The sequence below is a fragment of the Pseudomonas sp. GW460-LB5 genome (assembly GCF_059423245.1).
Window position 1 is genome coordinate 85624 of the sequence record NZ_JBWKXT010000004.1, and the last position, 18376, is coordinate 103999.

Annotated in this window: 17 protein-coding genes and 2 tRNA genes; 4 read left to right on the top strand and 15 right to left on the bottom strand. The window is 61.1% G+C overall.

Annotated elements, in window-relative coordinates:
• Positions 1 to 9 precede the first annotated feature (9 nt).
• The 3 genes from greB to AC07XM_RS05020 form a co-directional block, all read right to left on the bottom strand.
• The gene (greB, locus tag AC07XM_RS05010; RefSeq protein WP_016485896.1) at positions 10 to 483 is read right to left on the bottom strand and encodes a transcription elongation factor GreB; all 474 of its coding nucleotides are present in this window, start codon (positions 481 to 483) and stop codon (positions 10 to 12) included.
• Positions 484 to 494: 11 nt separating this feature from the next.
• Positions 495 to 803 carry a hypothetical protein gene (locus AC07XM_RS05015; RefSeq protein WP_016485895.1) on the bottom strand — a complete coding sequence of 103 codons (309 nt, stop codon included), beginning with the start codon at positions 801 to 803 and terminating at the stop codon, positions 495 to 497.
• Between the two features lie 211 nt (positions 804 to 1014).
• Positions 1015 to 2421, bottom strand: a complete 1407-nt coding sequence (locus AC07XM_RS05020) for an MltF family protein (RefSeq protein ID WP_016485894.1) — start codon at positions 2419 to 2421, stop codon at positions 1015 to 1017.
• Positions 2422 to 2578: 157 nt separating this feature from the next.
• Between AC07XM_RS05020 and AC07XM_RS05025 the strand changes: the two genes are divergently transcribed.
• The 3 genes from AC07XM_RS05025 to AC07XM_RS05035 all read left to right on the top strand — a co-directional run bounded on the left by AC07XM_RS05025 (position 2579) and on the right by AC07XM_RS05035 (position 5408).
• On the top strand, positions 2579 to 3376 hold the full coding sequence (locus AC07XM_RS05025) for a TatD family hydrolase (protein WP_016485893.1): 798 nt from the start codon (positions 2579 to 2581) through the stop codon (positions 3374 to 3376).
• A 109-nt stretch (positions 3377 to 3485) separates the two neighbouring features.
• Positions 3486 to 4964 (top strand): methyl-accepting chemotaxis protein, encoded by a 1479-nt coding sequence (locus AC07XM_RS05030; RefSeq protein ID WP_060518920.1) that lies wholly within the window; start codon positions 3486 to 3488, stop codon positions 4962 to 4964.
• A 75-nt stretch (positions 4965 to 5039) separates the two neighbouring features.
• Positions 5040 to 5408: an Mpo1-like protein gene (locus tag AC07XM_RS05035; RefSeq protein WP_016485891.1), complete on the top strand. Its 369-nt coding sequence runs from the start codon at positions 5040 to 5042 to the stop codon at positions 5406 to 5408.
• Between the two features lie 136 nt (positions 5409 to 5544).
• Here the strand turns inward: AC07XM_RS05035 and AC07XM_RS05040 are convergent, their stop codons facing one another.
• From AC07XM_RS05040 to AC07XM_RS05050, 3 genes are all read right to left on the bottom strand, one after another.
• Positions 5545 to 6342 carry an acyl-CoA thioesterase gene (locus tag AC07XM_RS05040; RefSeq protein ID WP_016485890.1) on the bottom strand — a complete coding sequence of 266 codons (798 nt, stop codon included), beginning with the start codon at positions 6340 to 6342 and terminating at the stop codon, positions 5545 to 5547.
• A gap of 88 nt (positions 6343 to 6430) precedes the next feature.
• Positions 6431 to 7198 carry a CHAD domain-containing protein gene (locus AC07XM_RS05045; RefSeq protein WP_024717591.1) on the bottom strand — a complete coding sequence of 256 codons (768 nt, stop codon included), beginning with the start codon at positions 7196 to 7198 and terminating at the stop codon, positions 6431 to 6433.
• Between the two features lie 14 nt (positions 7199 to 7212).
• A complete protein-coding gene (locus AC07XM_RS05050) occupies positions 7213 to 7491 on the bottom strand; it encodes a lipoprotein (RefSeq protein WP_003250254.1) in 279 nt (92 codons plus the stop codon).
• A gap of 178 nt (positions 7492 to 7669) precedes the next feature.
• Between AC07XM_RS05050 and AC07XM_RS05055 the strand changes: the two genes are divergently transcribed.
• Positions 7670 to 8710, top strand: coding sequence for a patatin-like phospholipase family protein (locus AC07XM_RS05055; RefSeq protein WP_016485889.1), 1041 nt, complete (start codon positions 7670 to 7672; stop codon positions 8708 to 8710).
• Between the two features lie 104 nt (positions 8711 to 8814).
• On the opposite strand, the gene AC07XM_RS05060 is transcribed toward AC07XM_RS05055, so the two are convergent.
• From AC07XM_RS05060 to AC07XM_RS05100, 9 genes are all read right to left on the bottom strand, one after another.
• Positions 8815 to 10686, bottom strand: a complete 1872-nt coding sequence (locus tag AC07XM_RS05060) for a SurA N-terminal domain-containing protein (RefSeq protein WP_102689533.1) — start codon at positions 10684 to 10686, stop codon at positions 8815 to 8817.
• A gap of 181 nt (positions 10687 to 10867) precedes the next feature.
• Positions 10868 to 11140 carry an HU family DNA-binding protein gene (locus AC07XM_RS05065; RefSeq protein ID WP_016485887.1) on the bottom strand — a complete coding sequence of 91 codons (273 nt, stop codon included), beginning with the start codon at positions 11138 to 11140 and terminating at the stop codon, positions 10868 to 10870.
• A gap of 152 nt (positions 11141 to 11292) precedes the next feature.
• A complete protein-coding gene (gene lon, locus AC07XM_RS05070; RefSeq protein ID WP_060518931.1) occupies positions 11293 to 13689 on the bottom strand; it encodes an endopeptidase La in 2397 nt (798 codons plus the stop codon).
• 163 nt (positions 13690 to 13852) lie between these two features.
• Entirely contained in the window at positions 13853 to 15136 is a 1284-nt protein-coding gene (gene clpX / locus AC07XM_RS05075) for an ATP-dependent Clp protease ATP-binding subunit ClpX (protein WP_016485885.1), read from the bottom strand.
• A gap of 108 nt (positions 15137 to 15244) precedes the next feature.
• The gene (clpP, locus tag AC07XM_RS05080) at positions 15245 to 15886 is read right to left on the bottom strand and encodes an ATP-dependent Clp endopeptidase proteolytic subunit ClpP (RefSeq protein ID WP_012271562.1); all 642 of its coding nucleotides are present in this window, start codon (positions 15884 to 15886) and stop codon (positions 15245 to 15247) included.
• A gap of 91 nt (positions 15887 to 15977) precedes the next feature.
• Entirely contained in the window at positions 15978 to 17291 is a 1314-nt protein-coding gene (gene tig, locus AC07XM_RS05085; RefSeq protein ID WP_016485884.1) for a trigger factor, read from the bottom strand.
• A gap of 248 nt (positions 17292 to 17539) precedes the next feature.
• Positions 17540 to 17839, bottom strand: coding sequence for a DUF6388 family protein (locus AC07XM_RS05090; RefSeq protein ID WP_016485883.1), 300 nt, complete (start codon positions 17837 to 17839; stop codon positions 17540 to 17542).
• A gap of 206 nt (positions 17840 to 18045) precedes the next feature.
• Positions 18046 to 18121: transfer RNA gene (locus AC07XM_RS05095), tRNA-His, on the bottom strand.
• A gap of 44 nt (positions 18122 to 18165) precedes the next feature.
• Positions 18166 to 18250 (bottom strand) — tRNA-Leu (locus AC07XM_RS05100).
• Positions 18251 to 18376: the final 126 nt, after the last annotated feature.

The following is an 18376-nucleotide window of genomic DNA, read 5'->3' on the forward strand; positions in this document are numbered from 1 at the left end:
AACATCAATTTATTGGCCGTAACTGATACTGTTGACATACCAGGTCGCTTCACCGGTAGGCGTGTGCACCACTACCTCATCGCCCTCCTCCTTCTTGAGCAAGGCGCGCGCCATGGGCGAGTCGATCGAGATGTAATCGTTGCGCCCGTAGATCTCGTCATAGCCGACAATGCGAAATTTCATGGTCTCGCCATCGTCATTCTCGACTTCGACCCAGGCACCAAAAAATACCTTGCCTTCCTGCTGAGGCGAGTAGGCCACCACTTTTACATCTTCAAGACGCTTGCGCAGGTAACGCACCCGGCGGTCGATTTCGCGCAACAGCTTCTTGTTGTACTGATAGTCGGCATTCTCGCTGCGGTCGCCCAGCGACGCGGCCCAGGCAACCTTCTGGGTGATCTCCGGGCGATATACCCGCCACAGGTGGTCCAGTTCTTTCTTCAGCGCCTCATGGCCTTGCGTGGTGATGATGTTGGTACTCAACAGCGCACTCCTCAGCGGCGGGTAATAAGGCCTTGGCGCGCGATGCGGGTGAGGTGGCCAATGACTTCTGCGGCCTCGCCCGGCGCCGGGGCCTGAATTACGGCCAGGTCGAAACGGTCATTGCCGTATTGCGCCAGGTGGCAGCCGATTTCAGCGAACTGGATCAGAAAGGCACGCGCCTGGCCCTTGCGCCGGGACAGGCCTTCGAGATGACGCAAAAGGGTGGGCTGATGCTGACCACCGAGCAGAATGCGCGGTGTGCGGGTGGCCTGGCTGGCAGGCAAAGGGCTCAAACAGACACTGGTACGTGGACAACTCATGGAGCTTCTCTCCGCCTCGCGAATCCCGCTGGGCAGCGGTGGGAGGCGTCACCGAACCAGCGCTTTAGCGGTATTTCGGATGGCCCGGAGGTGGGGCTTTCCTGCGCCCCGCAAGTAGCTGTTTAAATCGGCGCAGGCGGTATGCTAGAGCGATGAGCTACAAGTTGCAAGCTGCAAGCTGCAAGCAAAAGCACGCCAGCAAAATCATTTATCAACGCTTCGCTACGCGCTCCAGCACGGCCCGCTCGCGGTTGAATGCCAAAAAGTACTTGTTGACACTGTTGACGAAGTTGACCGGCCCCATGCCTACCTGCTCCATGGCGATGCGTTCGGTCTGGAAGAACCACTGATTGCCGTTAAGGCCGCGCCGCCGGGCTTCGGCGCGCATGGCCTGAACGCGCTCGGGGCCGAGGTTGTAAGCCGCCAGCACAAAGGCCATGCGCTCACGCTCGTTGATTCTGGGGCTGGCAAAGAACTTACGCCGAATCAGGGCCAGGTAGCGTGCGCTGGCCTGTACATTGCCATCTACCGTGGCGGTGTTGCTTACCCCCACGCGCTGGGCCGCCGAAGGGGTAATCTGCATCAGGCCATGGGCACCGCCCGTGCCGCGTGCGGCCGGGTTGAGCGTCGATTCCTTGAAAGCCAGCGCCGCCAGGTTGAGCCAGTCGATCTGCTGCGCCTGACCATGCTTCTGCAGCACTGCCCGCACCGAGGCCAGCCGCTGGCGGTCCTTGCTGGCCAATGGGTTGTGCACCCGGTACTGGCGCCGGTAGATGCGCTCGAACGCGGCATCCTGATTGTCTGGCGCGCGGTAACCTCGCAGAAAGTGATCGACCGTGGCCAACAGCTGCGGCGCATCGCGCCCCACATACCAGCGCATGGCTTGCGGTGGCCCCAGGCGCACACGGCTGTCCAGCCGCAGGCGCGGCATAACCCGCGCCCAGCGCCGGGCAATCGGCTGTTCGACAACGGTAAGGTGGTAGATGCCTGCCTGCACCATTTCCAGTACATCCTCCACCGCCAACGTGGAGTCAACCCACTCCACCTTGATCGGCGGCCGCTTGCGCAGCGCCAGTTGCTGGTTGACCTGCTGGATCAGCGGGCCGGCGGCACTCGCGCTGGTCAAGGCCACGGTACGCCCGGACAGCTGTTCGACCTTGCTGAAGCTTCGCTCGCCTTTGCGCCCCACCAGCGTCAACGGCACCTGGTCGAGTATCGGCGCAGTGCTGCTGACCCCGCGTACCGTGCCAGGGTCGAGCAGCTCGCCCGGCGCAGCCAGGTCACCCTCCCCGCGGGCCAGAGCGCCCAGCAACTGCTCCTTGGCACGTGGGATGAGCTTTAGCTGGATCTGCTGGTCGTCCGCGTTGCGGGCATTGAGGTAATGCTCCAGGGCACGCAGGCGATAGTACTCGATGCCAACTGGCTCGCCCTTGACCTCGCCAGAGCTGTTACGGCTCTGGTTGACCAGCACCCGCAGCACTTTGCTGGTGCGAACCTGCTGCAGGTCACGCACCTTGGCGGGTGGTATGTTCTGCTGCGGCCCCGGCGCGCGCGCCTGGGCCGGGCCGGTCAGGGTCAGGCCCAGCGTCAGCAGAAAAACAAGCCAGCATCGCAGCATGCCAAAACGTGTCCGTGGTGGTTGGGCGGTATCCATGGGTTGAACCGCCAAGTGAGAAATGACGGTAAAAGACCACGGCAACAGCATGAAGTTCTTGGTTTTTTCAGAAAAACGCGGATTTTGCTATGCTGGCCGCCCCGCGGCACGAGATAGCACCATGCAACTGATCGATATCGGCGTCAACCTGACGAACAGCAGTTTCCACGACCAGCAGGCGGCAATCGTCGAGCGCGCCCTTGAGGCCGGGGTCACACAAATGGTGCTGACAGGCACCAGCCTGGCAGTCAGTGAACAGGCGCTGGAGCTGTGCCAGCAGTTGGATGCAAGCGGTGCGCACCTGTTCGCCACAGCGGGCGTGCACCCCCACGATGCCAAGTCCTGGGATGCCGGCAGCGAGCGCCAGTTACGCCAGTTGTTGAATGAGCCGCGCGTGCGCGCCGTGGGCGAATGCGGCCTGGATTTCAACCGCGACTTCTCCCCTCGCCCACTGCAGGAACAAGCCCTGGAAGCCCAGTTGGCGCTGGCCGCAGAGCTGCGCCTGCCGGTGTTCCTGCACGAGCGCGACGCCAGCGAGCGCTTGCTTTCGATCCTCAAGCATTACCGCGACCACCTGAGCGGCGCGGTGGTGCACTGCTTTACCGGCGAGCGCGAGGCGCTGTTCGCCTATCTGGACATGGACCTGCACATTGGCATTACCGGCTGGATCTGCGATGAACGCCGTGGCACCCACCTGCATCCACTGGTAGGCAACATTGCCGAAGGGCGGCTGATGCTGGAGAGCGATGCCCCCTACCTGCTGCCACGCAGCCTGCGGCCCAAGCCGAAGAATGGGCGCAACGAGCCAGCATTTCTGCCGGAGGTGTTGCGCGAAGTGGCGCTGCATCGGGGCGAATCGGTCGAGCACACGGCGGCGCATACCACCGCAACGGCGCGGGCGTTTTTCCGGCTCCCCTGAGCCCTGTGCGCGGGCTGTTGATATGGGTCAACATCTGGCTGAGTAGATGCAGGCACAATGATGGCACCTTGCGAATACTGTTTCCGCTCAACTCAGAGAAGACCTGCCCATGGGTGCCTGGCTTAGCAATGTTTCCCTGAAGTACAAATTCTGGGCCGTCAATGCGGTGGCCTTTGTCACGACCCTGCTGCTGGTGCTCTACGCCGTACACCTTGAGCAACGCGCCCGCGCCGAAGCGGCGCAGGCGCAGGCGGCAGCGCAAGCCCAGCTGCTGGCTGCCTGGCCTGCCGGGCAAGCATTGCCACGCACGGCCAACGTCATCAGCTGGTCGGCCGGGCAGACGCCGATTTTCGCCGGTGAAGCGCTCGATAGCCTGCGCAGCGGCCAAGGTTGGGTCGAGCTGCCGAGCGCCTGGATCCTCGGCGAAAACCCGTTGCGCGGTGCGCAGGTCTTGCGCAACGGCGACCAGCAGGTGGCCGTACTGGCGCAGTCGCCAAGCCTGCGTCAGGTATTTTTCGACCGCTTCAGCAACTACGCGGTGTGCGTCCTGATCCTGATGCTGGCCATGCTCGGCGCCTCGCAGTTGCTGATCCGCTTCCTGCTCAGCCAGCTCAATACGTTGAAGGATGTGATGCTGCACGTGGAAAAGACCGGCGACCTTGCTGCCCGTGTGCCGCTGGCCTGCGGCGACGAGGTCGGCCAGATGGCCGGCGCCTTCAATGCCATGCAGGCCACCTACCACCGCGTGGTCAGCACCGTCGCCCACACTGCGGCACAGCTGGACTCGGGCGCCGCACGCCTGGCCGCCAGCATGAGCAACGTCCGCCACGGCATGCTCGGCCAGCAGAGCGAGACTGATCAGGCCGCCACCGCCATCAACGAAATGTCGGCGACGGTGCACCATATTGCCCAGCATGCCGGTGCCACCCGTGACCTGTCACAAACCGCCGACACCTTGGCCGGCAGCGGCCAAGAGGTGGTCAGCCGGGTGCAGGATTCGATTTCCGGGCTTTCCAGCGGTGTTCAGCAAACCGCTGAAATGATTCGCCAACTGGCTGACGACAGCCAGAAAATCAACAGCGTGGTCGGTGTGATCCACAGCATCGCCGAGCAGACCAACCTGTTGGCGCTCAACGCGGCCATCGAAGCGGCGCGCGCCGGGGATCTGGGCCGCGGCTTTGCTGTGGTGGCCGATGAGGTACGTAACCTGGCCAAGCGCGTGCAAACCTCAACCGACGAAATCACCACCATGGTCTCTGCCCTGCAATCAGGCACCCGCGATGCCGTGGAATTCATGCAGGAAAGCTCGTTCAAGGCAGACGATTGCGTGCGCCAGGCCAAGGAGGCCGGCGAAGCACTGGCCGAGATTACCGGAGCTGTGGCGCAAATGCGCGAAAGCAATACCCAGATTGCCGTGGCGGCCGAGCAGCAAAGCCAGGTGGCCGAGGAAATGAACCGGGCGGTGGTGAGCATCCGCGATGTCACCGAACAGACCGTGCAGCAGACGGTGGGCTCGGCGAATACCAGTAGCGAATTGGCGACCCTGGCCGGCGAACTGAACAGGGCCATTGGCCAGCTCAAGCTATAGTCGCCATAGCCTGCCTCGATTGGCCTGCGCCCGGCAACCGCACTAGACTTTGGGCATGACCGAGAGGAATTGCCCATGAGCAAACGCCTGCCCAACCTGCCCGCCTGGCAATGGCGCGGCTATCACAATAACCACCGTCACCCCGCCAATCTGGTGCTGCACCTGATTGCGGTGCCGCTGTTCATACTGGGCGCCCTGCTGATTTTGTCGGGCCTCTTCGCCCTGGACCTGGGCCAGATCGCCGTTGGCGTGATCGCCCTGATTGCCGGCCTTGGCTTACAGCGCCATGGCCACCGCCTGGAGGTAGAGCAGCCCGAACCCTTTGCCAACCGCCAGGATGCCGTGCAGCGCCTGCTGACAGAGCAGTTCATTACCTTTCCGCGCTTTGTGCTGAGCGGGGCCTGGTGGAAGGCCTGGCGGGAGCGGCACAAACACCGCCATTGATGCCATGGGGCTGCTTTGCAGCCCAGTCGCGACGCAAGGCCGCTCCCACAGGAATCACGCGCAATCTGAAAATTGCGAGATCCTTGTGGGAGCGGCCTTGTGTCGCGAAAGGAGCGCGCAGCGCTCCCAAGATTGATCAGGCAAACACGGTCACAGTCTGTCGGCTCAGGGCAAGCAATTCGCCTTCCGCCGTCCACAACGCCGCCGCAGCATGCCCATAACCCTCCCGCGCATGCTCGGTCTCCACGCAGTAGCGGCACCAGTCCAGGGTCGACAGCTTCGCCGTGGGCTGAATGAACTCGATGGTCCAGGTCAGGGTGCTGCCTGCTGCGGGCTGTTTGAGAAAGGGCATCAGGCTGGGTGGCCAGGCATCGACCAACGCCAGCAAATGCGCCTCATTGACCTGTTCTTCAGCCACATCGCGCAAGCGCACCCAACCGCCCATCTTGCGCGACTGATTGCCACTGAATGGCAACCCACCCACTGCCCAGCGCAAGGCCACGTGCCGCATGAACTCCGGAGTAACGCCTTTGATATACGGCAACTCGGGCGCTGCGTCATCGAGTGCTGGCATTTCCATCGCCGGTAACGCTGGCACCTCGACCACTGAAGGCCGGCCTGCACCGAAATTACCCTGCACCAGGGTCACCACCTGGCCATCCTGCACGGCGCGGCCGAGCAATGTGCTGACCGCCTTGCCTTCGCGCAGCACCTCCACTTCGAAACGGATTGGCACATCGGCAGCAGCAGGCGCGACGAAACTGATGGCCAGCGAGCGCACAGGGCGGCTGTCGGACAGTTTCAGGCACATGGCCTCATAAACCATGGCCGCCATGAGGCCGCCAAAGGCGGCGCGACCCTGGGCCCAGCCAGGCGGGATACTGACGGCATCCGGATTGGCCCGCACGGCGTCAAGCAGTTGGTTGAAGTTCATTGGCTGGCTCCTGCCCACAGCGATAAGGTCTGCCCATCGTAGCCAGCAAACTCCAGGCGATCAGCCCGCATATCGGTCAATGTTCGGGCTAGCGACGCGCCAGCGCGCGCAGCAGGGCATCCAGCGTCACATCCGCCGTGCGTTCCGCCTCGTGCAGTTCCTGCTCCCACGCGGCCTTGCAAGGGGCCAGGTCAGCATGGTCGCGTGCCTGCAGCAACCACTGCAGGCGGTCATGCCAGCCGCCCAGGTCTGCCTGTGCCTTTTTCAGCAGGCGCTGCAGTTTTTTCCCGGCATGGTCGAGCTGCGGGTAGGCTTCGTCGCCATAGCGCGCACGCTTGATCAGCAAGCGCAGGCGGTGGCGGTCGTGAGCAGGGTCTTGCAGGGCTTCGTGCAGCCTACGCCACTGCTTGACCAGGCGCTTGTCAATGCGCTTGTCCAGCGACTTGACCAGCCCCTCACGGCCTGCCGCCCGCAAGAACAACGGAAACGCGTCCACAATCGCCAGCACCCGGGTCAGTTGCGGGCTGGCAGCCACACTGGCAAAGGTCCTGCCACGCCCTTCCAGGCGCCGCTGCCCTGCTGCAGTATGGCCGCGCCCGATCAGCTCCGCTGCCAGCACCTCGCGGTCACGCAATGGCGTGGTCAGGGTACCCAACGCGCTGGCGGCCTCCTCCAACTGCTCCACACCAGGCAGCCCGCGCAGGGGCCTCAGCAGGCTGCGCAAGCGCCGCAGGCTGATGCGCAGGTCGTGCAAGGCCTCGCTGTCAGTATCAGCGGCCAGGCGTTCCCGGCAAGCCAGCAGCCGCACCTGCACCGCCAGGGTCTGTGCAACGACATGGTCTAGCATGGCAGACATACGACGCTCCTCGGTCAGCGCCCAGCGCGCGACTCACGAATGTAGAAGCGCGCCTTTTCGGCTTTGCGCGTGCAGCTTTCATAACCTTCGAACTGCTGCTGGGTCTTGGCCCCGGTCAACAGCGACAAAGCCTTGGAGTAACTGACAGCACCGGCAAAGCCTTCGGCCTTGGCCAGGTCCAATTCCTTCCAGGCGGCATCCAGCTGGGTCGCGCAGCTGTCACGGTAGGCCGTCTTGCCTGCGCAGCCAGCAAGGGCCAAGGCAATCAGTGGAAGGCAGATCCAGGCTTTCATCAGTAATACCTCAATGGAAAAAACAGTGGCTGTTCGACGCCCCGGCAGCTGAAAAGTGCCCTGCCCGACCAACTGTGCCTGGCCGGTTTTATTACAGTAGCTCAGCGCGATCGACATTGAAGCACAGCCTGTGATGGGTGCATTGTAGGACCATGGTTGCACTGGACGGGGAATATTCATGAGCAAACGCGTGGCACTGGTACTGGGCTCAGGCGGAGCCCGGGGGTATGCACACATCGGTGTGATTGAAGAAATCGAGCGGCGCGGCTACGACATTGCCTGCATTGCCGGCTGCTCCATGGGTGCAGTGGTTGGCGGCATCTATGCCGCCGGCAAGCTGAGCGACTATCGCAACTGGATCGAGAGCCTCGATTACCTGGATGTACTGCGCCTGGTCGACGTCAGCTTTCGCCTCGGTGCCATTCGTGGCGACAAGGTGTTCGGGCAAATCCGCAAGATCGTCGGCGAAATCAACATCGAGCAATTGCGCATCCCCTATACAGCGGTTGCAACCGACCTCACCAACCAACAGGAAATCTGGTTCCAGGAAGGCTGCCTGCACCAGGCCATGCGCGCCTCGGCGGCCATCCCAAGCCTGTTCACCCCTGTGATGCAGGGCAACCGTATGCTGGTCGACGGGGGCATCCTCAACCCGCTGCCGATTGTGCCTGTGGTATCCAGCCACTGCGACCTGATCATCGCGGTCAACCTCAACGCCACCAATCAGAAGCAATACCAGTTACCGGTGATTGAGCGCCCTGCGGCGTTCAAGATGCGTTTTGACTCCTTGCTGAGCTCATTGGGCTCTCGCCTGCCATTCCGGCGCAAGCCGGCGGAAGAGCTGATGCGTATCGAACAGGAGATCGCTGCCGATGGCCTGGCACCGCCAAACCCTTGGCTGGCAGATGCCGCCGACCCGGAAGGCCAACAACCGGCGGCGGCACCGGAACGCGAGGGCGCGCCAAAATCGGCGACCGGCTCGTTCATCATCGACAACGTGGGGCCTGCTTCGCTGCTGGACCTGATCAACCAGAGCTTCGAGGTCATGCAGACTTCGCTGGCGCAATACAAGATCGCCGGCTACCCACCGGACGTGCTGATCAACGTGCCCAAACGGGTGTGCCGATTCTTCGAGTTCTACAAGGCGCCCGAGCTGATTGCCCTGGGACGGGAAATTGCGCGGGATACGCTGGATAACCACGAAGGGGTGAAGCGCTAAGCGCTATAGCACCTGTGCCGCTCTCTTCGCGGTAGCCCGCCCCCACAGGTACTGAAACGAAACAGGCCGCACGAGGCGGCCTGTTCCTTCATGCAGCAACCACCTCAGTAACGGGTGATGTCAGCATTGGCTTCCAGCTGCTTGCGGTACGCCGCGAAGTCCTGCTGACCAGCACGCGATGCGAGGTAGCGGCGGATCTGCTGCTTCTCTTCGTCGGTGGCGGTAGCGCCTTCGTTGACACCCTTGAGCTGCAGCACCACCAGGCTACCGTCACGCAGCACTACGCTGCCATACACCGGCTTGTCCTTGGCTTGCGGCTTGCCCAGGCGGAACAGCGCCTGCAGTTCGGCCGGATCAATACCGTCCTCGCCACGGGTGACTGCTTCATAGGCCTTCCAGCCTTGCCCTTCGTGCACGCTGCCTGCGGCGATGGAGCCATCACGCAGGCCGGCAATCAGCTTGTCCGCCTTGGCCTTCAGCTCGGCAGTCGCCTTCTCTTTGGCCAGGTGTTCGCGGATGTTGCTGGCCACCGCTTCCAGCGGCAGTTGCTCCGGCTTGCGGTGCTCCTTGACGCGCAATACCACGGTGGTCTCCGGGTCGAGCTCGATCGCGGTGCTGTTGGCAGCCTCCTCCAGCACTTCTTCGGAGAACGCAGCCTGCACCACCGAACGGTTGGCGGTAATGCCTTCACCACCCTCGCGCCCAAAGGCTGCAGAGGTCTGCACCTTGAGGTTCAGGTCCTGAGCCGGCTGGGCCAGGTCGGAAGCCTCGTAGGCAGCATCCTGCAGCTGCTTGCTGGCATCGACGTAACGCTGCTCGACCAGCGGGATTTTCAGGTCACGGGTCAGTTTGTCCTTCAAGCTGGCGAAGCTCGGCACCTCAGGCGCCTGCACACCCAGCAGCTTGATCAGGTGGTAGCCAAACTCGGTGCGCACTGGCGCCGAGACCTGGCCGTCCTGCAGCTTGTACAGCGCGTCCTCGAACGCCGGGTCGTAGACACCCGGGCCGGCAAAGCCGAGGTCACCACCGCTGCTGGCCGAACCCGGGTCCTGGGAGAACTCCTTGGCCAACGCGGCAAAGCTTTCACCCTTGGCCAGGCGCTGCTCGATCTCTTCGGCACGGGCCTTGGCCTGGGCGTCGGTGACCTTGTCGTTGACCTCGATGAGGATGTGCGCGGCATGGCGTTGCTCGGCCAGGTTGGCGATTTCCTTCTCGTACTGGGCCTTGAGCTCTTCGTCGGTCACCTTGACCTGGTCGAAGAACGCCGACTTCTTCAGTTCGATGTAGTCGATCACCACCTGGTCAGGCGACATGAACTCCTTGGCGTGCTGCTCGTAATGCGCCTTGACCTCTTCGTCGCTGACCTTGACCGCAGCCGGGTCGGCCTTGAAGGTCAGGGAGGCGAAGTCACGGGTCTGCTTCTCCAGGCGAGCGAAGGCATCGACCTGCTGGTCGGTGACAAAACTGCTGCCGGCCAAGCCGGTGCGCAGCTGGCCGATGAGCATTTCCTCGGAGAGCATGTCGCGGAACTGCATGCGGCCGTAGCCCATTTGGCGGATGACCTGGTCGAAGCGGTCAGCACTGAACTTGCCGTCCACCTGGAACTCCGGGGTTTGCAGGATCACCTGATCCAGCGCAGCCTCGGAGAAGGCAAACTTGGCATCTTCGGCGCCTTGCAGCAGCAACTTGCGGCTGATCAGGCCCTTGAGCGCCTCTTCACGCAGCAATTTGTCATCCAGCAGCGCTGGGTCGAAATCCTTGCCCAACTGTTGCATCAACTGACGGCGCTGCATGTCGGCAGCCTGCCCCAGCTCGTTCTGGCTGATGGTCTGGCCGTTCACCTTGGCGGCGTCCTGGCTATGGGTGGCGGCCTGGAAAATGGCTTCGAAACCGGTCAACGCCATCAAAACGACGATAAGGCCGATGATGGTCTTGGCAATCCAACCTTGTGAATTGTCCCTGATATTTTGCAGCATGCGTCCCCCAGAAACGGCTGTACCACTGCGTCGACAACCGCGGAGCGTGGGTAGAATCCTGATAAAAGAAAGGCGCATCCGAGGATGCGCCTTTTCTTAGCAAACGTGTCAGGCGGGAACGTTTGCGCCCCGCCTTCAGCGTGCTCGGACCCGGCAAGGCCGGGGCCGGCTGAAAGACGACTTAGTTGACGGCGTCTTTCAGGCCTTTGCCAGCCTTGAAACCTGGAACCTTGGCGGCTTCGATCTTGATGGCCTTACCGGTTTGAGGGTTGCGGCCAGTACGTTCGGCGCGGTCCTTGACCGAGAAGGTACCGAAGCCAACCAGAACGACGTCGTCGCCTGCTTTCAGGGCACCGGTTACGGAGTCGATCACAGCGTCCAAAGCCTTACCTGCGGTAGCTTTGGAAATGTCAGCCGATGCAGCGATAGCGTCAATCAGTTCCGACTTGTTCACTCTAAGTCCCCTTATTTCTCTAATGAGTTTGTTTCTAAGTATGTAATGAAAAGCTTATGAAACGTGCGCTGGGTGGCTTGATGACAATAGCGTGCCGCTTTATAGCAAGGGCCCGAAAAAACTGTCAAGGAAAGCCCCCCAGCCAAAAACTACTAATGCGTGCTGATTCTTTCCTTAGCATCGCCGTCGCGCTTTTCATCTTTCGCGACAATCTCAGGAGCCACATCTGGCAAGGGCTCCGGGGCGTATTGCAGCGCAATTTGCAGGACTTCGTCAATCCATTTGACCGGTTTGATCTGAAGATCCTGTTTGATATTTTCCGGAATCTCCTTCAGATCGCGAACATTCTCCTCTGGAATGATCACCGTCTTGATGCCGCCACGGTGTGCCGCCAGCAGTTTTTCCTTCAACCCGCCAATGGCCAGTACCTGGCCACGCAGGGTGATTTCGCCGGTCATGGCCACGTCGGCACGTACCGGAATCTGCGTCAGCGCCGACACCAGTGCAGTGCACATGCCGATACCCGCGCTTGGGCCGTCCTTCGGCGTGGCGCCTTCCGGCATGTGAATGTGCACGTCGCGCTTCTCGTGGAAGTCGGCGGCAATCCCCAGGCTGCGGGCGCGGCTGCGCACCACGGTCTGTGCGGCGGTGATCGACTCGACCATCACATCGCCCAGCGAGCCGGTCTTGATCAGTTGGCCCTTGCCAGGAATGACCACGGCCTCGATGGTCAGCAGCTCGCCACCCACCTGGGTCCAGGCCAGGCCGGTGACCTGACCGATCTGGTCCTGCTGCTCGGCCAGGCCGTAACGGAACTTGCGCACACCCAGCAGGTGCTCCAGCTGCTCGCTGGCCACCTTGACCTTGACCAGCTTCTGCCCGGTATGTTCCTTGACGACCTTGCGGCAGACCTTGGCAATTTGCCGCTCCAGCCCACGCACACCGGCTTCGCGGGTGTAATAGCGGATGATGTCGCGGATCGCCGAGACATCGACCTCCAGCTCGTCCTTCTTCAGGCCGTTGGCCTTGACCTGCTTGGGCACCAGGTATTTGACCGCGATGTTGATCTTCTCGTCTTCGGTGTAGCCCGGCAGGCGGATGACTTCCATCCGGTCGAGCAGCGCCGGCGGGATATTCATCGAGTTCGAGGTGCACAGGAACATCACGTCCGAGAGGTCGTAGTCGACTTCCAGGTAGTGGTCGTTGAAATTGTGGTTCTGCTCCGGGTCGAGCACTTCAAGCAGTGCCGAGGCCGGGTCGCCACGCATGTCGCTGCCCATCTTGTCGATTTCGTCGAGCAGGAACAGCGGGTTGCGCACCCCCACCTTGGTCATCTTCTGGATCAGACGGCCAGGCATGGAGCCGATGTAGGTACGGCGGTGGCCACGGATCTCTGCCTCGTCACGCACGCCACCGAGGGCCATGCGCACGAACTTGCGGTTGGTGGCAGCAGCGATCGATTCAGCCAGCGAGGTCTTGCCGACGCCAGGCGGGCCAACAAGGCAGAGCACCGGGCCGCGGATTTTCTTGACGCGCTTCTGCACGGCAAGGTACTCGAGAATGCGTTCCTTGACCTCTTCCAGGCCGTAGTGGTCGGCATCGAGGATTTCCTCGGCCTTTGTCAGGTCCAGACGCACCTTGCTCTGGGCTTTCCAAGGCACCTGCACGAGCCAGTCGAGGTACGAGCGCACCACAGTGGCCTCGGCCGACATTGGCGACATCTGCTTGAGCTTGTTCAGCTCTGCCTGGGCCTTGGCCAGAGCATCCTTGGGCAGGCCAGCGGCTTCGATGCGCTTTTTCAGCTCTTCGACTTCGTTGTGGCCTTCATCGCCATCACCGAGTTCTTTCTGAATGGCCTTCATCTGCTCATTCAGGTAGTACTCGCGCTGGCTGCGCTCCATCTGCTTCTTGACCCGGCCGCGGATGCGCTTTTCAACCTGCAGCAGGTCGATTTCAGCATCCAGCAGCGCCAATACGTGCTCGACACGGGTAGTCAGATCGACAATTTCGAGAATTTCCTGCTTCTGCTCGATCTTCAGGGCCATGTGGGCGGCCATGGTATCGACCAGACGCCCTGGCTCCTCGATGCTGTTCAGCGAAGACAGCACTTCGGCAGGGACTTTCTTACCCAGTTGCACGTACTGCTCGAATTGCGACAGCAAGGTGCGCACGAACACTTCCGACTCGCGCTCGGCGGCGTCGGTTTCGTCGATCAGGGAGACTTCGGCACGGATGTGCCCTTCTACTTCGGTGAAACGTTCGACGGCGCCGCGCTGCTCGCCCTCGACCAGCACCTTGACGGTGCCATCAGGCAGTTTCAGCAGTTGGAGTACGGTGGCAACGGTACCGACACGATACAGGGCGTCCTCGCCCGGGTCGTCGTCGGCCGGGTTTTTCTGGGCAAGCAGGAGGATCTGCTTTTCGCCCGTCATCGCTGCCTCGAGGGCTTCGATGGACTTTTCGCGCCCCACGAACAGCGGGATAACCATGTGCGGGTAAACAACGACATCGCGCAATGGCAAAAGAGGCAAGTCGAGGGTTGTCTTCATGATTTCGCCTCTACAGCGGCCTTATGGCCGGAAACCGGTGGAAATGATGCTTGGACCTAATGTGGGGGCATGCCTGGGAAATTACAAGCGCTAGCGCAGGAAAAGCAGAAAGGGGCCCGTAGGCCCCCTTCTTGCTTGCAACCGCCACCGGCCATTGCCTGAATCAGGCGTCTGGCGCGGCCTTGGCTTGCGGCTCGCTGTTTTCGTAGATCATCAGCGGCTGCGAGGTGCCTTCGATGACGCTCTCGTCGATCACCACCTTGCTGACATCCTTTTTGGAAGGGATCTCGTACATGGTGTCGAGCAGCACGCCTTCGAGGATCGAACGCAGGCCACGGGCGCCAGTCTTGCGCTCCAGGGCCTTGCGGGCAACGGCCTTGAGCGCATCGCTGCGGAACTCGAGGTCGACGCTTTCCATCTCGAACAGCTTGGCATACTGCTTGGTCAGAGCATTCTTCGGCTCGGTGAGGATCTGCATCAATGCAGCCTCGTCCAGCTCGTCGAGGGTAGCCAGCACCGGCAGACGGCCGACGAATTCCGGAATCAGGCCAAACTTGACCAGATCGTCCGGCTCGACCTCACGCAGGGACTCGCCAACCTTCTTGCCCTCTTCCTTGCTGCGCACTTCTGCGCCAAAACCGATGCCACCCTTGGTGGAGCGGCCCTGGATGACTTTTTCCAGACCCGAGAACGCGCCACCGCAAATGAACAGGATATTGCGGGTATCAACCTGCAGGAATTCCTGTTGCGGGTGTTTACGCCCGCCTTGCGGCGGCACTGAGGCCACAGTGCCCTCGATCAGTTTCAACAGCGCCTGCTGCACGCCCTCGCCCGAGACGTCACGGGTGATGGACGGGTTGTCCGACTTGCGCGAGATCTTGTCGATTTCGTCAATGTAGACAATGCCCATCTGGGCCTTTTCCACATCGTAGTCGCACTTCTGCAACAGCTTCTGAATGATGTTCTCGACGTCCTCACCCACATAACCGGCCTCGGTCAGGGTGGTGGCGTCAGCAATGGTGAACGGTACGTTCAACAGGCGTGCCAGGGTTTCGGCGAGCAGGGTCTTGCCCGAGCCGGTCGGCCCGATGAGCAGGATGTTGCTCTTGCCCAGTTCGACTTCGTCACCCTTCTTGTCACGCTGGTTCAGGCGCTTGTAGTGGTTATACACCGCTACGGCAAGCACCTTCTTCGCGCGCTCCTGACCAATCACATACTGGTCAAGGATGCCGCTGATTTCTTTCGGCGAAGGCAATTTGTGCGCGCTGCTCTCGGCCTGGGCTTCCTGCACCTCCTCACGGATGATGTCGTTGCACAGGTCGACGCACTCGTCGCAGATAAATACCGAGGGCCCGGCAATCAATTTGCGCACTTCATGCTGGCTTTTGCCGCAGAAGGAGCAATAGAGCAATTTGCCGCTGTCCTCGCCGTTACGGGTGTCAGTCATTCGATCGATCCAATCCGGTAGGCTTGCAACACAAGATGAAGGCAATTGCGGGCTTTTTCAAGTCCGCAGGCAGGCGGTTTGCGCGCCTGCCTGCTCTGGCGCCCCGGTTCAGGAGGCCAGTTGCCGCTTGTCGTAGACCGAGTCGATCAGGCCGTACTCGGCCGCGCGCGAGGCGCTCATGAAGTTGTCACGCTCAGTGTCACGCTGGATGGTCTCGAGGTCCTGGCCGGTGTGATAGGCCAGCAGCTCGTTGAGACGCGCCTTGATGCTGAGGATTTCCTGGGCGTGGATCTGGATGTCGGTAGCCTGGCCCTGGAAGCCGCCCAGCGGCTGGTGAATCATCACCCGCGAGTTAGGCAGGCAATGACGCTTGCCCTTGGCACCGGCGGTCAACAGGAAGGCACCCATGCTGCAGGCCTGGCCGATGCAGATGGTCGAGACATCCGGCTTGATGAATTGCATGGTGTCGTAGATCGACATGCCAGCAGTCACCGAGCCGCCTGGGGAGTTGATGTAAAGATGGATATCCTTGTCCGGGTTTTCCGCTTCCAGGAACAGCATCTGCGCCACTACCAGGTTGGCCATGTAGTCTTCTACAGGACCGACCAGGAAGATCACTCGCTCCTTCAACAGGCGCGAATAAATGTCGTAGGCACGTTCGCCACGGGCGGACTGCTCGATAACCATCGGGACCAGGCCGCCTGCGGCCTGGATGTCAGAGCTCTGCTGAATATAAGAATTGCGGGACATGTCCTGCGCTCACTCCCAAATAGTCATGGCTTGAATACGCACAAGCCAGCTCGAAGGCTGGCTTGTGGGGGTTTCCTACGAGAGAAGCCCGTTACTCAGCAGCGGCAGGTGCCTCAGCTGGTTTTACGGCTTCTTCGTACGAGACCGACTTGTCGGTCACAGTCGCTTTCTGCAGGACAGTATCTACAACTTGCTCTTCCAGCACAACCGAACGGACTTCGTTCATCTGCTGGTCGTTCTTGTAGTACCAGGCGATGACCTGCTCAGGCTCTTGGTAAGCCGAAGCCATTTCTTCGATCATCTCGCGAACCTTGGCGTCATCCGGCTTCAGCTCGAACTGCTTGACCACTTCGGCCACGATCAGGCCCAGCACTACGCGGCGCTTGGCTTGCTCTTCGAACAGCTCAACTGGCAGCTGCTCAGGCTTGATGTTGCCACCGAACTGCTGAACGGCCTGCACGCGCAGACGGTTGACTTCGTTTTCCAGCAAAGCCTTTGGCACTTCGATCGGGTTGGCGGCCAGCAGACCGTCCATGACCTGGTTCTTCACCTTGGTCTTGATCGCTTGGCGCAGTTCACGCTCCATGTTCTTGCGAACTTCGGTGCGGAAGCCTTCCAGGGTCGACTCTTTGATCCCGAACTGGGCGAAGAACTCTTCGTTCAGCTCTGGCAGCACAGGGGCGGCAACACTGTTGACGGTGATGGTGAACTCGGCAGCCTTGCCAGCCAGGTCCAGGTTCTGATAGTCCTCTGGGAAGGTCACGTTGACAACGCGCTCTTCGCCAGCCTTGGCGCCAACCAGGCCTTCTTCGAAGCCCGGGATCATGCGGCCGGAACCCAGCACCAGCGGAGTGCCCTTGGCCGAACCACCCGCGAACACTTCACCGTCGACCTTGCCGACGAAGTCGATGTTGACCTGGTCGTCGTTCTGCGCGGCGCGCTCGACAGCCTCGAAACGGGTGTTCTGCTTGCGCAGCACTTCCAGCATGTTGTCCAGGTCGGCGTCAGCCACTTCGGCGCTCAGGCGCTCGACGCTGATCGACTCGAGGCCGGCAACGGTGAACTCAGGGAACACTTCGAAGATGGCGACGAATTCCAGGTCCTTGCCCTTTTCGAAGGACTTCGGCTCTACAGCAGGGGCGCCGGCCGGGTTCAGCTTCTGCTCGACGATGGCTTCGTAGAAGGATGCCTGGACCAGGTCACCGAAAGCCTCTTGACGGGCGTCAGCTTCGAAACGCTGACGGATCACGTTCATCGGCACTTTACCAGGACGGAAGCCCGCAATCTTGGCGCGCTTGGCAGTCTGCTGCAGACGCTTGTTGACTTCGTTCTCGACGCGCTCGGCCGGAACGGCGATGGTCATGCGGCGCTCGAGAGCGGAAGTGTTTTCAACAGAAACTTGCATGGATATTCCTCGTTGCACAGACGTTAGCCGGCGTTAGCCCGACTCCAGAATCAAGGGCAAGCATTCTAGTGAGTCGCGCAGCAGAAGTCACCCCACTCGGGACGACGGGAAACCACGCCGGTCGATTAACTTTCATGGCCCGCACGGCATACCGCCAGGCCTGCTTCCAATAGGGGCCGCACGGCGCCCGTAGCGCCCTGTAGCCGAAATACCTTGTCAAACAACTGCCAGTGGCGAAATCGCTGCCTTTATTCAGGTTCGATTTCGTTGAACTGGCAATATTCTTCCCACTCCATCCCCAGCGCCTCGGCCACCTCGCGGTGCGTCTCCAGGCGCATGGCCTGCAGCTGCTCCGGGGTTTCGGCAATCAATTGCAGCGCCAATTCCCAGGGCTGAACGCCCTGCTCCTCGGCCGCGTCCTCGAACGCCCACTCGATTTGCTGGGCCTGCTCGCGCGCATCCAGCTCGCGGATCTCCTCGAGCAACTGCGGGTTGGCCTCTGCGAAGCGCTGTAGCGCCAGGGCCTGACGGGATTCTTTTGCGATCATTCGGCTGTTCCTCTGCCGGCCAAAAGACCGGTGTTTCAACCGGCTGAAATCTAACAGCTTTTATTGGGATGCCACTAGAGGATTGCAAGGGGGCGGATGTGAATTGGCGGCGAGGGCGTTCGCCACGACATTTTCAGCGCATGGAAGGCCGAGCGCCAAAACAAAAAGGCGCCCGATCTCACGATCAAGGCGCCTTTTCTGAAATATGGGGTGGACGATGGGAATCGAACCCACGACAACTGGAATCACAATCCAGCGCTCTACCAACTGAGCTACGCCCACCATATTGCGGTCTTGCGATGTTGCGGTACAGCTTTACAGAAGCATGGTGCGGACGAAGAGACTCGAACTCTTACAGCTTGCGCCGCTGGAACCTAAATCCAGTGTGTCTACCAATTTCACCACGTCCGCGTAACGCTTAAAACAAAGGCGCCAGAAGCTATCGAGGCGCCTTTGAAGAATATGGGGTGGACGATGGGAATCGAACCCACGACAACTGGAATCACAATCCAGCGCTCTACCAACTGAGCTACGCCC

What these genes read in the sequence shown, in the direction of transcription:
- AC07XM_RS05015 (WP_016485895.1), bottom strand. Translation starts at nt 803, where the DNA reads ATGAGTTGTCCACGTACCAGTGTCTGTTTGAGCCCTTTGCCTGCCAGC.
- AC07XM_RS05020 (WP_016485894.1), bottom strand. Translation starts at nt 2,421, where the DNA reads ATGCTGCGATGCTGGCTTGTTTTTCTGCTGACGCTGGGCCTGACCCTG.
- AC07XM_RS05025 (WP_016485893.1), top strand. Translation starts at nt 2,579, where the DNA reads ATGCAACTGATCGATATCGGCGTCAACCTGACGAACAGCAGTTTCCAC.
- AC07XM_RS05030 (WP_060518920.1), top strand. Translation starts at nt 3,486, where the DNA reads ATGGGTGCCTGGCTTAGCAATGTTTCCCTGAAGTACAAATTCTGGGCC.
- AC07XM_RS05035 (WP_016485891.1), top strand. Translation starts at nt 5,040, where the DNA reads ATGAGCAAACGCCTGCCCAACCTGCCCGCCTGGCAATGGCGCGGCTAT.
- AC07XM_RS05040 (WP_016485890.1), bottom strand. Translation starts at nt 6,342, where the DNA reads ATGAACTTCAACCAACTGCTTGACGCCGTGCGGGCCAATCCGGATGCC.
- AC07XM_RS05045 (WP_024717591.1), bottom strand. Translation starts at nt 7,198, where the DNA reads ATGTCTGCCATGCTAGACCATGTCGTTGCACAGACCCTGGCGGTGCAG.
- AC07XM_RS05050 (WP_003250254.1), bottom strand. Translation starts at nt 7,491, where the DNA reads ATGAAAGCCTGGATCTGCCTTCCACTGATTGCCTTGGCCCTTGCTGGC.
- AC07XM_RS05055 (WP_016485889.1), top strand. Translation starts at nt 7,670, where the DNA reads ATGAGCAAACGCGTGGCACTGGTACTGGGCTCAGGCGGAGCCCGGGGG.
- AC07XM_RS05060 (WP_102689533.1), bottom strand. Translation starts at nt 10,686, where the DNA reads ATGCTGCAAAATATCAGGGACAATTCACAAGGTTGGATTGCCAAGACC.
- lon (WP_060518931.1), bottom strand. Translation starts at nt 13,689, where the DNA reads ATGAAGACAACCCTCGACTTGCCTCTTTTGCCATTGCGCGATGTCGTT.
- clpX (WP_016485885.1), bottom strand. Translation starts at nt 15,136, where the DNA reads ATGACTGACACCCGTAACGGCGAGGACAGCGGCAAATTGCTCTATTGC.
- clpP (WP_012271562.1), bottom strand. Translation starts at nt 15,886, where the DNA reads ATGTCCCGCAATTCTTATATTCAGCAGAGCTCTGACATCCAGGCCGCA.
- tig (WP_016485884.1), bottom strand. Translation starts at nt 17,291, where the DNA reads ATGCAAGTTTCTGTTGAAAACACTTCCGCTCTCGAGCGCCGCATGACC.
- AC07XM_RS05090 (WP_016485883.1), bottom strand. Translation starts at nt 17,839, where the DNA reads ATGATCGCAAAAGAATCCCGTCAGGCCCTGGCGCTACAGCGCTTCGCA.